Annotated in this window: 8 protein-coding genes; 1 reads left to right on the top strand and 7 read right to left on the bottom strand. The window is 50.8% G+C overall.

The features are described 5' to 3' along the window. Window positions 1-8: 8 nt before the first annotated feature. Window positions 9-779 (bottom strand): NAD(+) diphosphatase, encoded by a 771-nt coding sequence (nudC, locus tag N8M53_RS12070; RefSeq protein WP_269578950.1) that lies wholly within the window; start codon window positions 777-779, stop codon window positions 9-11. A gap of 144 nt (window positions 780-923) precedes the next feature. Between nudC and N8M53_RS12075 the strand changes: the two genes are divergently transcribed. Beyond that, window positions 924-1,409, top strand: coding sequence for an Rsd/AlgQ family anti-sigma factor (locus N8M53_RS12075; RefSeq protein ID WP_077668542.1), 486 nt, complete (start codon window positions 924-926; stop codon window positions 1,407-1,409). 157 nt (window positions 1,410-1,566) lie between these two features. On the opposite strand, the gene rpoC is transcribed toward N8M53_RS12075, so the two are convergent. The 6 genes from rpoC to rplK all read right to left on the bottom strand — a co-directional run bounded on the left by rpoC (window position 1,567) and on the right by rplK (window position 12,401). After that, entirely contained in the window at window positions 1,567-5,781 is a 4,215-nt protein-coding gene (gene rpoC, locus N8M53_RS12080) for a DNA-directed RNA polymerase subunit beta' (RefSeq protein ID WP_269578951.1), read from the bottom strand. An 83-nt stretch (window positions 5,782-5,864) separates the two neighbouring features. Beyond that, window positions 5,865-9,890: a DNA-directed RNA polymerase subunit beta gene (gene rpoB / locus N8M53_RS12085; protein ID WP_269578952.1), complete on the bottom strand. Its 4,026-nt coding sequence runs from the start codon at window positions 9,888-9,890 to the stop codon at window positions 5,865-5,867. A 229-nt stretch (window positions 9,891-10,119) separates the two neighbouring features. Further along, window positions 10,120-10,488: a 50S ribosomal protein L7/L12 gene (gene rplL, locus N8M53_RS12090; RefSeq protein WP_046074512.1), complete on the bottom strand. Its 369-nt coding sequence runs from the start codon at window positions 10,486-10,488 to the stop codon at window positions 10,120-10,122. A 57-nt stretch (window positions 10,489-10,545) separates the two neighbouring features. Then, complete coding sequence (gene rplJ / locus N8M53_RS12095; RefSeq protein ID WP_046074511.1) at window positions 10,546-11,034, bottom strand: 50S ribosomal protein L10; 489 nt, start codon at window positions 11,032-11,034, stop codon at window positions 10,546-10,548. 229 nt (window positions 11,035-11,263) lie between these two features. Beyond that, the gene (gene rplA, locus N8M53_RS12100; RefSeq protein WP_046074510.1) at window positions 11,264-11,968 is read right to left on the bottom strand and encodes a 50S ribosomal protein L1; all 705 of its coding nucleotides are present in this window, start codon (window positions 11,966-11,968) and stop codon (window positions 11,264-11,266) included. Between the two features lie 4 nt (window positions 11,969-11,972). Continuing rightward, window positions 11,973-12,401 carry a 50S ribosomal protein L11 gene (rplK, locus tag N8M53_RS12105; RefSeq protein WP_046074509.1) on the bottom strand — a complete coding sequence of 143 codons (429 nt, stop codon included), beginning with the start codon at window positions 12,399-12,401 and terminating at the stop codon, window positions 11,973-11,975. Window positions 12,402-12,511 lie beyond the last annotated feature (110 nt).

Raw genomic sequence — 12,511 nt, forward strand, 5'->3', positions numbered from 1 at the left:
GGGTTTTTTTATTTCTGCGCCAAGGTGCAACTGGCCTCAATCAAGCGTCGGGCAATCGTCCCCCTTGGCGCCACCGGCGGTAGGGCGTCGCAGTCAAACCATTGTGCGTCACTGAGCTCTTCGTAGTCAGGCTTTAACTCACCGCCCGCATACTCTGCCAAAAAGCCCATCATCAAATTAGAGGGAAACGCCCAAGGCTGACTATCCATATAACGGATATTTTTAACCTGAACCCCCGTCTCCTCCTCGACCTCGCGCGCCACACACTGTTCGAGCGTTTCGCCCGGCTCGACGAACCCTGCTATCACGGTGTACATCCCCGTTTTATGCCTTGGGTGTTGTGCCAGTAATAACCGCTTATCATCGCGCACCGCTACAATGACACAAGGTGATACACGCGGATAATCGTGGCGCTGACAGTTTGAACACCACATCGCCACCGTCTGCACGTCAAACTCAGATCGCCGACCACAGCGACCACAATAGGCTTGCTGCTGGCGCATATAATCGAGCTGAACCACACGCCCCACTAACGCAAATAAGTCAGCTGACAGGTAGGGAAGTAAGGCTCGTAAACCCGCCATCTCATCATCGGGAAGCATGGCGTTACAATTAAATACCCCCACGACGGACGTCTGCTGATAGTCACCGACTGCCACGGTTTCACCGTCAGAAAAGGGTAACTGCGACAAGGGCATACATGGCAACTGGCCCTCTGGTAGCCAAAGTTTGCCCTTGATAATCGCGCACACATAGACGGCTTGTTGATTCTGAGACATGGTCACTTCCTTAGCCTTGCAGCTATACTTGAATACTGGCAATCTAGCTTTATAACGTGATGCAAAGGATTGAGCAGCCCGTTAATTTTCAGCCGGCCTTATATAGTGCCATTCATTCGCTGATCGATCACGAGGATACCGATCATGCTGAGACAACTCGAACGAACCAAAGCACAATGGAGCGGTTACGACGAGGTTATCGATTACTGGCTCGAGCTACGTCGCCAACTGTTGGTGGAGTATTACAATGTGGCTGGCGTGGCAGCGAAAAAGAAGCAAACCTTGCCAACCAAAGCAGAGCTTGACCGTTTTTGTGACTACCTAGTCGATTATATCTCCACCGGCCACTTCAAAATTTATAACATGGTCATGGAGCGTTGGCAGTCGACAGGCTTCTCTGCCACCAAAGAGACCGACAACCTCTATTTCCGTATTGTCGACACCACCGATCCACTGTTGGACTACAACGATAAATTTAGCGCGATCGACCTCGACGACGATGAGTATGACGCCACGGATTTCGATCAAGATATGTCTGCGATTGGTGAATGGCTAGAGCAGCGTTTTGAGTTAGAAGATACCCTGATTCGCGTGATTGCCGACAGCCTTGCTCACCCCCCAGGTGCATAACTCAACCTGCCGGTCAGCCGTATAACGCCGCCAAACTGGGCGGCTTTTTTGTTGCTGTCGTCACTGACAACCCCATACGCCAGATAAACAAAAGGCACCTCCGAAGAGGTGCCTTTTTATTTCGCTGTGGGCGTTGATGTTATCAACGCTTCCACGCTTAGCTATCGTCGTTCAGGCCCGCGTTCAGTAGCGCGGCAAGATCTTGCGATGCTTGCTCTGCATCGACCTGAGGCGCAACAGGCTGCTCTGGCTCGGCACGTTTTGCTTGACGGTCTTTGTGATACGCGAAGCCAGTACCGGCTGGGATCAGACGACCCACAATCACGTTCTCTTTGAGACCACGCAAGTCATCACGTTTACCTGCCACGGCTGCTTCAGTCAGCACGCGCGTGGTTTCCTGGAACGATGCCGCTGAGATGAATGACTCAGTCGCCAACGAGGCTTTGGTGATACCCAGCAGATCACGACCAAAGGTCGCCGGCTGCTTGCCTTCCGCTTCCAGATCGCGGTTAGCAATCATCACACGTGAGTATTCCACCTGCTCGCCTTCCAAGAACTCGGTATCACCCGCAGACTTAATGGTCACCTTACGCAACATCTGACGCACGATGGTCTCGATGTGCTTATCGTTGATCTTAACGCCCTGCAGACGGTAAACGTCTTGGACTTCGTTAGTGATGTATTCTGCTACCGCGTGAATGCCACGCAAGCGCAGAATGTCGTGTGGTGATTCAGGACCGTCTGCGATCACATCACCTTTCTCGACTTTTTCACCTTCGAATACGTTGAGCTGACGCCATTTTGGAATCATCTCTTCGTAAGCTTTACCCTCTTCTGGCGTGATAATCAGGCGGCGCTTACCTTTGGTTTCTTTACCGAAGGAAACAGTACCTGTGATCTCTGCCAAGATAGCCGGCTCTTTTGGCTTACGTGCTTCAAATAGGTCAGCAACACGTGGTAGACCACCAGTGATATCCTTGGTACCGCCGCTTTCTTGCGGGATACGAGCAAGGGTGTCACCAATACCAACGCTTGCACCGTCGTCCAGTTGAACGATCGCTTTACCTGGCAAGAAGTACTGAACTGGCATATCAGTGCCAGGTACCATCACATCGTTGCCTTGCGCATCCACCAACTTCACCGCAGGGCGCTTGTCTTTACCGGATGATGGGCGCTCAGACGCATCCATGACCACGATAGAAGACAGACCGGTGAGCTCGTCCGTTTGACGCTGCATAGTCGCACCATCAATCATATCCACGAAGCGAAGGCTACCTTCTACCTCGGTGATGATTGGCATGGTGTGTGGGTCCCAGTTAGCCACTACGTCGCCGGCTTCAACGGCTTCGCCGTCTTGCTTGCTCAGCATGGCACCGTAAGGCACTTTGTAGCTCTCTTTGGTACGGCCAAACTCATCCACAATGGTCATCTCTGACGCACGCGAGGTAATCACTAGCTTACCGTCGCTATTGGTCACAGATTTCACATTGTGCAGGTGCATAGAACCTTTGTTCTTCACCTGGATGTTGTTTTCTGCTGCTGCACGCGATGCGGCACCACCAATGTGGAAGGTACGCATGGTCAGCTGGGTACCTGGCTCACCGATAGACTGTGCCGCGATAACGCCCACAGATTCACCGTGATTAACCAAGTGACCACGTGCCAAGTCACGCCCGTAACAGTTCGCACAGCAACCAAAGTCAGTTTCACAGGTCACGACAGAGCGCACTTTTACCTTGTCGACAGAGTGGTGTTCAAGGATGTCACACCATTTCTCGTCCAACAGAGTATTGCGTGGTGCCAGCACTTCTTCTGTACCCGGTTTGAGCACATCTTCGGCCACGACACGACCAAGCACACGCTCACGCAGCGCTTCTTTTACGTCACCGCCTTCGATAACCGCCATCATGTGGATACCGCCTTCGGTGCCACAATCGGTTTCGGTTACCACCACGTCTTGGGCAACGTCAACCAGACGACGAGTCAGGTAACCTGAGTTCGCTGTCTTCAATGCCGTATCCGCCAGACCTTTACGCGCACCGTGCGTGGAAATAAAGTACTGAAGTACGTTCAAACCTTCACGGAAGTTCGCGGTGATCGGCGTTTCGATGATCGAGCCATCCGGTTTCGCCATCAGACCACGCATACCGGCGAGCTGACGAATCTGTGCAGCAGAACCACGTGCGCCTGAATCGGCCATCATGTAAACACTGTTGAACGAGCTTTGTGTCTCTTCTTCACCGTCGCGGTTAATCACTGTCTCATTAGACAGGTTATCCATCATGGCTTTCGCGACTTGCTCGTTCGCCGCCGCCCAAATATCGATCACTTTGTTATAGCGCTCACCAGCGGTCACCAGACCCGACTGGAATTGCTCTTGGATTTCCGCAACTTCGCTTTCAGCCGCTTCAATCAGATCGTATTTCGCTTGTGGGATCACCATGTCGTCGATACCGACAGAGGTGCCCGACAGCGCTGAGTACGCAAAACCTGTGTACATGATTTGGTCAGCAAAGATAACGGTATCTTTCAGACCCAGCTTACGGTAACAGGTGTTGAGCAAGTTAGAGATTTGCTTTTTGCCCAGCGGCTGGTTAACCAACTCGTATGGCAGGCCATCTGGGACAATCGTCCACAGCATGGCACGGCCAACTGTGGTATCGACTAACTCTTCTTTCTCAGTGCGAGCACCCATCTCATCGATATCGATTTGCTTGATGCGCACTTTTACGCGGCTATGCAGTTCAGCATGACCGGTACGGTAAACTTTTTCAGCTTCACCTGGGCCAGCCAAGTACATGCCTTCGCCTTTACCGTTCACCTTCTCACGGGTCATATAATAAAGACCCAGTACCACGTCCTGAGACGGTACGATGATAGGATCACCGGATGCTGGCGATAGGATGTTGTTAGTAGACATCATCAACGCACGCGCTTCGAGCTGGGCTTCCAGCGTCAGCGGTACGTGAACAGCCATCTGGTCACCATCGAAGTCAGCGTTATAGGCCGCACACACCAATGGGTGCAACTGAATCGCTTTACCTTCGATAAGCACAGGTTCAAACGCTTGGATACCCAAACGGTGAAGCGTTGGTGCACGGTTCAGCAGGACTGGGTGTTCACGGATGACTTCATCCAAGATATCCCATACCACAGCTTCTTCGCGCTCAACCATCTTCTTGGCCGCTTTAATGGTGGTCGCGAGACCACGAGTCTCAAGCTTGCCGTAGATAAACGGTTTAAATAGCTCTAGTGCCATTTTCTTTGGCAGACCACACTGATGCAGACGCAAGTATGGACCCACGGTAATTACCGAACGGCCAGAGTAATCAACACGTTTACCCAGCAGGTTCTGACGGAAACGACCCTGCTTACCTTTGATCATGTCAGCCAGCGATTTCAGCGGACGCTTGTTCGATCCAGTGATCGCACGGCCACGACGACCGTTATCCAGCATCGCATCCACAGACTCTTGCAGCATGCGCTTTTCGTTGCGCACGATGATGTCTGGTGCAGCAAGATCAAGCAGGCGCTTCAAACGGTTGTTACGGTTGATCACGCGGCGATACAGGTCGTTAAGATCTGATGTCGCAAAGCGGCCACCATCCAACGGCACCAATGGACGCAGATCCGGCGGCAACACGGGCAGCACGGTCAGGATCATCCATTCAGGGTTGTTACCTGATTGCAAGAAGGATTCAACCAGCTTCAAACGCTTGGTGATCTTCTTACGCTTGGTCTCAGAGTTGGTCTCTTCGAGCTGCTCACGCATTTGTTCTGTCTCAACCGACAGATCCATGTTCGCTAGCAGTGCTTTGACTGCTTCAGCGCCCATACGCGCGTCAAATTCGTCGCCCCATTCTTCAAGTGCGTCTAGGTATTGTTCCTCAGACATCATCTGACCACGCTCTAGGTTGGTCATGCCTGGTTCAATCACAATATACGACTCAAAGTAAAGCACACGCTCGATGTCACGCAGTGGCATGTCCATCAGCAAGCCGATGCGCGATGGCAGCGACTTCAGGAACCAAATGTGGGCAACAGGAGAAGCCAGCTCAATGTGACCCATACGCTCACGGCGTACTTTGGTCTGAGTAACTTCAACGCCACATTTTTCACAAATGACGCCGCGGTGCTTGAGGCGCTTGTACTTACCGCAAAGACACTCATAGTCTTTGACCGGGCCAAAGATACGTGCACAGAACAAACCGTCACGTTCAGGCTTAAAGGTACGGTAGTTAATGGTTTCTGGCTTTTTCACTTCACCAAATGACCATGAGCGAATCATGTCAGGTGAGGCAAGACCGATTTTGATCGAATCAAATTCTTCGGTCTTATGTTGTGCTTTCAGAAACTTAAGTAAGTCTTTCACAATCGGCTCCTGTGAGGAGTTGACCCATAAAGGCGCTGACAGGCAGCGCCTTCATATTCTTACCGGAGAGAGTAGCGCGTGGCTTACTCGTCTTCCAGCTCGATGTTGATACCCAACGAGCGGATTTCTTTCAGCAATACGTTGAAAGATTCCGGCATGCCCGGCTCCATACGATGGTCGCCATCAACGATGTTTTTATACATCTTAGTACGGCCATTAACGTCATCCGACTTCACGGTGAGCATTTCTTGCAGGGTATAGGCAGCACCGTATGCTTCCAGTGCCCACACTTCCATCTCACCGAAGCGCTGACCACCGAACTGTGCCTTACCACCCAGCGGCTGCTGTGTCACCAGGCTGTATGAGCCAGTAGAACGGGCGTGCATCTTGTCGTCAACCAAGTGGTTCAGTTTCAGCATGTACATGTAACCCACGGTTACCGGACGCTCAAACTTCTCACCGGTACGGCCATCGTAAAGATCAAGCTGACCTGACTCTGGCAAATCACCCAGTTTTAAGAGCTCTTTAACAACAGGCTCAGGTGCACCATCAAAGACAGGAGATGCCGTTGGCAGACCATCACGCAGGTTATTGATCAGCGTGCGAACTTCCTCGTCAGTCAGTTTACTGATGTCCACTTCCTGACGGGTATCACCCAGATCATAGACCTTCTGCAAGAACTCTCGGAACTTCGCTAACTCTTGCTGCTCTTTGAGCATGCGGTTGATCTTGTCACCAATACCTTTCGCCGCCAGACCCAAGTGAGTTTCTAGGATCTGACCGATGTTCATCCGCGAAGGTACACCCAGTGGGTTCAGTACCAAGTCAACAGGCTCGCCTGTCTCATCGTAAGGCATATCTTCGATCGGGTTGATCTTAGAGATAACACCTTTGTTACCGTGACGACCGGCCATTTTATCGCCTGGCTGAATGCGACGTTTCACCGCGAGGTAAACTTTAACAATCTTCAGCACACCTGGCGCAAGGTCATCACCTTGAGTGATCTTGCGACGCTTGGTGTCGAATTTCTTATCAAAGTCCGCTTTGATTTCGTCGTATTGCTCAGCCAATTGCTCGAGCTGGGTTTGCTGTGCTTCATCATCCAGCGTTTGCGTCAGCATGGTCTGACGATCCATGTTGTCGAGCTGGCTGTCGGTATAACCGGCTTGAGAAAGCAGTGTGCGAACACGCGCCATCAGACCGCCTTCAAGGATAGAGAACTCCTCGGTCAGGTCTTTCTTGGCTTCTTTCAGCTGCATTTCTTCGATTTCGAGTGCACGCTTGTCTTTTTCTACGCCATCGCGAGTAAAGACTTGTACATCGATAACCGTGCCTGATACACCGTTCGGCACGCGCAGTGACGAGTCTTTCACGTCAGACGCTTTTTCACCGAAAATTGCACGCAGCAGTTTCTCTTCTGGTGTCAGTTGTGTTTCGCCTTTTGGCGTTACTTTGCCGACCATGATATCGCCGCCTTTCACTTCGGCACCGATATACACAACCCCTGATTCATCCAGCTTAGACAGCGCTGCTTCACCCACGTTTGGAATATCCGCGGTGATTTCTTCGCTACCCAGTTTGGTGTCACGCGCCACACAAGACAGCTCTTGAATGTGGATAGTGGTCAAACGGTCTTCCTGAGCAACACGCTCAGAGATAAGGATGGAATCCTCAAAGTTGTAACCGTTCCACGGCATAAACGCGATACGCATGTTCTGACCCAGTGCCAGCTCGCCCAAGTCAGTCGATGGGCCGTCAGCCAGTACATCACCTTTTGCCACTTCGTGGCCCGGCATCACAGTTGGACGCTGGTTAATACAGGTGTTCTGGTTAGAACGTGTGTATTTGATCAAGCTGTAGATGTCGATACCGGCTTCGCCTGGTACCAATTCATCTTCATTCACTTTCACTACGATACGTGAGGCGTCAACAGACTGAATGGTACCGCCACGTTTTGCTACCGCGGTCACACCAGAGTCAACGGCGACATTACGCTCGATACCCGTACCAACCAGCGGCTTTTGCGCACGCAATGTTGGCACAGCCTGACGTTGCATGTTCGCGCCCATCAAGGCACGGTTCGCATCGTCATGCTCAAGGAACGGGATCAGAGAAGCGGCCACCGATACGACCTGATTGGTCGCAACGTCCATGTACTGGACATGGTCACGTGGGTGCAAGCCTGATTCGCCTGTCTTACGCGCCGTGATCAGTTCGTCAGTGAATGAGCCATCTTCATTTAACGCGGCGTTTGCCTGCGCAATGACGTAGTGACCTTCTTCGATCGCTGACAAGTAATCGATTTGATCCGTCACTTTACCGTCAACGACTTTCCGGTAAGGTGTTTCGAGGAAGCCATAAGCGTTGCAACGCGCAAACGCAGACAGTGAGTTAATCAGACCGATGTTCGGCCCTTCCGGTGTTTCGATCGGACAAAGACGACCGTAGTGCGTCGCGTGAACGTCACGCACTTCAAAGCCAGCACGCTCACGCGTCAGACCACCTGGACCCAAGGCAGAGATACGACGCTTGTGCGTCACCTCAGACAATGGGTTGTTTTGGTCCATAAACTGTGACAGCTGAGAAGAGCCAAAGAACTCTTTCACTGCCGCAGAGATAGGCTTGGCGTTAATCAAGTCTTGTGGCATCACGTTATCGAGATCGCCCAAGCTCAAACGCTCTTTAACTGCACGCTCTACACGTACCAAACCAACACGGAACTGGTTTTCTGCCATTTCACCCACAGAGCGAATACGGCGGTTACCCAGGTGATCGATATCGTCCACTTCACCAATACCGTTACGGATATGGATAAGTTTACGCATCACCTCGATGATGTCTTCTTTGCTCAGTACGCCAGGCCCGGTGAGGTCGTCACGACCCAACGAGCTGTTGAACTTCATGCGACCAACCGATGATAAATCATAGCGGTCGTCTGAGAAGAACAGGCTCTCAAACAGTTGCTCGGCGGCTTCACGCGTTGGTGGCTCGCCAGGACGCATCATGCGATAGATTTCGACCAGCGCAGTCAGACGGTCCGTAGTGTTGTCGATACGCAAGGTATCGGACATGTACGGGCCATGGTCCAGATCATTGGTAAACAGGGTTTCGATACGTTTGTGACCTGCTTGCGACAACTGCGCCAGTGTCTCCAGGCTCACCTCTTGGTTAGCCGAGACAATCACTTCACCTGTGTCCTGATTGACATACTCACGTGCAGAAATCTTGCCCGCAATGTACTCAACTGGCACTTCGATGTGATCAACGTTATCTTTCGTCAACTGACGGATATGACGCGCAGTGATTCGACGACCCTGCTCCACGTAGACTTTGCCATCAGCTTCGATATCAAAGCTTGCGGTTTCACCACGTAGGCGATCAGGTACCAACTCCATCACCAGAGATTTGCCTTTTACTTCGAACACAACTTTTTCGAAGAACAGGTCTAGAATCTCTTCAGTGGTGTATTCCAGCGCACGCAGAATAATCGAAGCTGGCAGCTTACGACGACGATCGATACGAACGTATACGATATCCTTAGGATCGAATTCGAAATCCAACCATGAACCACGGTATGGGATCACGCGTGCGTTATATAGCACTTTTCCTGAGGAATGGGTTTTACCCTTATCGCTGTCGAAAAAGACGCCCGGACTACGGTGCAGCTGGGATACGATAACCCTCTCAGTACCATTGATGACAAAGGTACCATTTTCAGTCATGAGCGGAATTTCGCCCATATAGACTTCTTGTTCTTTGATGTCTTTAACGGTACCAGCCGGGGCATCCTTATCAAACATCACCAAGCGCAGTTTGACGCGTAGTGGGGCCGAATAGGTTACGCCGCGAATTTGGCATTCTTTGACATCGAAAACTGGCTCACCGAGACGATAGCTAACGTATTGCAGCTCGGAATTGCCGTTGTAGCTCTGAATTGGAAAGACAGAGCGAAAGGCAGCTTCAAGACCGTATTGCCCTTCTGGATCCTGCTCGATAAAGTTCTTAAAAGATTCAAGCTGGATCGACAGCAAGTATGGCACGTCCAGAACTTGCGGACGCTTACCAAAATCCTTACGGATACGCTTTTTCTCGGTATAAGAGTAAACCATAGGGTTCCTCAGCTCGCTGATAAGTGACCCAAACTGTCCAGTACGAGGGACAGTGACTAAACAACCACCGTTTAGTGTAGGAAAATCAAAGCGCTTGCTTTGATTTTTTTTGCATGGTCAGCAGTGATAAAACGGGGTGAAAATTTCACTACTGCCCTACAGCGCAAAAAGGCCGGTGGCTTTTTAGCCACCAGCCAATGCCTTTTCAGGCTAGGAAATTAAGTATAAATTACTTAACTTCAACAGAAGCACCAGCTTCTTCTAGCTGAGCTTTAAGCGCGTCAGCTTCTTCTTTCTCAACACCTTCTTTCAGAGGTGCTGGCGCGCCGTCAACAAGCGCTTTCGCTTCTTTCAGGCCTAGACCAGTTGCGCCACGAACCGCTTTGATAACGGCTACTTTGTTCGCACCCGCTTCAGTTAGGATAACGTCAAACTCGGTTTGCTCTTCAGCTGCGCCGCCTTCAGCAGCACCGCCAGCAACAACGGCTGCTGCCGCTGATACGCCGAATTTTTCTTCCATAGCTTCGATAAGCTCAACAACTTGCATTACAGACATGTCTGCAATTGCGTCTAGGATTTGCTCGTTAGTGATAGACATAACAATTCTCTTTAAAGTCAACAATAAAAGGATTAAGCAACCAAATTAAACGGGCGATTAGGCCGCGTCTTTTTGATCGCGAACAGCGGCGATAGTACGAACCAGCTTGCCGGCAGAAGCTTCTTTCAAGCCCATCATTAGGCGTGCAATTGCTTCGTCGTACGTTGGCAGTGTCGCCAGTACCTCTGGGTCAGTGATCGCGCCTTCGAATGCAGCAGATTTAACCTCAAACTCTTTGTTTTCTTTTGCGAAGTCTTTGAAAAGACGCGCAGCGGCACCTGGGTGCTCGTTAGAAAACGCAATCAGAGTTGGGCCAACAAAAGTGTCTTGCAGACACTCATACTCAGTGCCTTCAACTGCACGGCGAGCCAGTGTGTTACGCACAACTTTCATGTAAACGCCCGCTTCGCGCGCTTGTTTACGTAGAGAAGTCATTGCGTCAACGGCAACACCGCGAGAATCAGCAACTACTGCAGACAGGGCTCCACTGGCAGCTTCGTTGACTTCAGCAACAATTGCTTTTTTGTCTTGAAGGTTTAAAGCCATTTGGATTTGCTCCTGGATTGTTTAACACCACTCTCTACAGCTTTGCAGAGAGAGCTTGTACGGTGCAGATCCAAGAAAGACGAGAAATCTATCATGTTCTGGCACCGTCTACGTAGGAAATATTAAGTTCGTAATGAACGCCTACGGTCTTGGACGAAGTTTGCCGAAGCAAACTCAGCCATAAAATTGTCAAGCGAGAGAGTATAAACTACTCACTCGCTTGTCGCAATTAGTTAACGCTTGCTTCCAAAGAGTTCTGGTCGAGAGACACGCCAGCACCCATGGTTGTTGAAAGGCTAACTTTCTTGATGTAAGTACCTTTAGCTGAAGTTGGCTTCGCCTTCTTCAGTGCCACCAACAGCGCTTCCAGGTTTTCTTTCAGGCTGTCAGCGTCAAAGTCAACTTTACCGATAGTGGTATGAACGATGCCGTTCTTATCATTACGGTAACGAACCTGACCTGCTTTCGCGTTTTTAACCGCTTCAGCAACGTTAGGGGTTACAGTACCCACTTTCGGGTTTGGCATCAGGCCACGTGGGCCTAGGATGGTACCTAGCTGACCAACAACGCGCATTGCGTCTGGTGAAGCGACGACGACGTCAAAGTTCATTTCGCCTTTCTTCACTTGCTCAGCAAGATCTTCCATACCTACGATATCAGCACCGGCTTCTTTCGCCGCGTCAGCGTTCGCACCTTGTGTGAACACAGCAACACGGATGTCACGGCCTGTACCGTTAGGCAGTACAGTCGCGCCACGAACGTTTTGGTCTGATTTACGAGCATCGATGCCAAGGTTGACAGAAACATCAACACTTTCAACGAATTTTGCAGTCGCCAGTTCCTTCAGTAGAGCAACGGCTTCGTTGATGTCGTACTCTTTGGTCACATCAACTTTTTCGCGGATTACGCGCATGCGCTTAGTCATTTTAGCCATTGTCTTAACCCTCTACGTTCAGGCCCATTGAACGGGCGGTACCCGCAATGGAGCGTTTCATCGCTTCGATGTCCGCACCGGTCATGTCTGCCGCTTTGGTTTCTGCGATCTCTTGGATCTGCGCGTCAGTCACGGTACCCACTTTTTCAGTGTTCGGACGACCTGAACCAGATTTCACGCCTGCAGCTTTCTTAAGAAGAATCGCAGCTGGCGGGGTCTTGGTTACGAAGGTGAAAGAACGGTCACTGTATACAGTGATAACAACAGGAGTTGGCAGACCTTTCTCGATAGATTCGGTCTTTGCGTTGAACGCTTTACAGAACTCCATGATGTTCACACCGTGTTGACCCAGAGCAGGACCAACCGGTGGCGATGGGTTAGCTGCACCCGCTGCAACTTGCAGCTTGATGTAAGCTTCTACTTTCTTTGCCATTATTCAATTACCTTATTTTGGGTACTGACGTCTATCTTGCGATAAACTCCCCGTTTAACAAAAGGGCGCGAAATTATAGTCAAATTTCGCGCCCTTGCCAACCATTAGCG

The organism is Salinivibrio kushneri (assembly GCF_027286325.1).
Lineage (GTDB): Bacteria > Pseudomonadota > Gammaproteobacteria > Enterobacterales > Vibrionaceae > Salinivibrio > Salinivibrio kushneri_A.

Coding starts and splice junctions, on each gene's coding strand:
- rplK (WP_046074509.1), bottom strand. CDS start 12,401: ATGGCAAAGAAAGTAGAAGCTTACATCAAGCTGCAAGTTGCAGCGGGT.
- nudC (WP_269578950.1), bottom strand. CDS start 779: ATGTCTCAGAATCAACAAGCCGTCTATGTGTGCGCGATTATCAAGGGC.
- rplJ (WP_046074511.1), bottom strand. CDS start 11,034: ATGGCTTTAAACCTTCAAGACAAAAAAGCAATTGTTGCTGAAGTCAAC.
- N8M53_RS12075 (WP_077668542.1), top strand. CDS start 924: ATGCTGAGACAACTCGAACGAACCAAAGCACAATGGAGCGGTTACGAC.
- rplL (WP_046074512.1), bottom strand. CDS start 10,488: ATGTCTATCACTAACGAGCAAATCCTAGACGCAATTGCAGACATGTCT.
- rplA (WP_046074510.1), bottom strand. CDS start 11,968: ATGGCTAAAATGACTAAGCGCATGCGCGTAATCCGCGAAAAAGTTGAT.
- rpoB (WP_269578952.1), bottom strand. CDS start 9,890: ATGGTTTACTCTTATACCGAGAAAAAGCGTATCCGTAAGGATTTTGGT.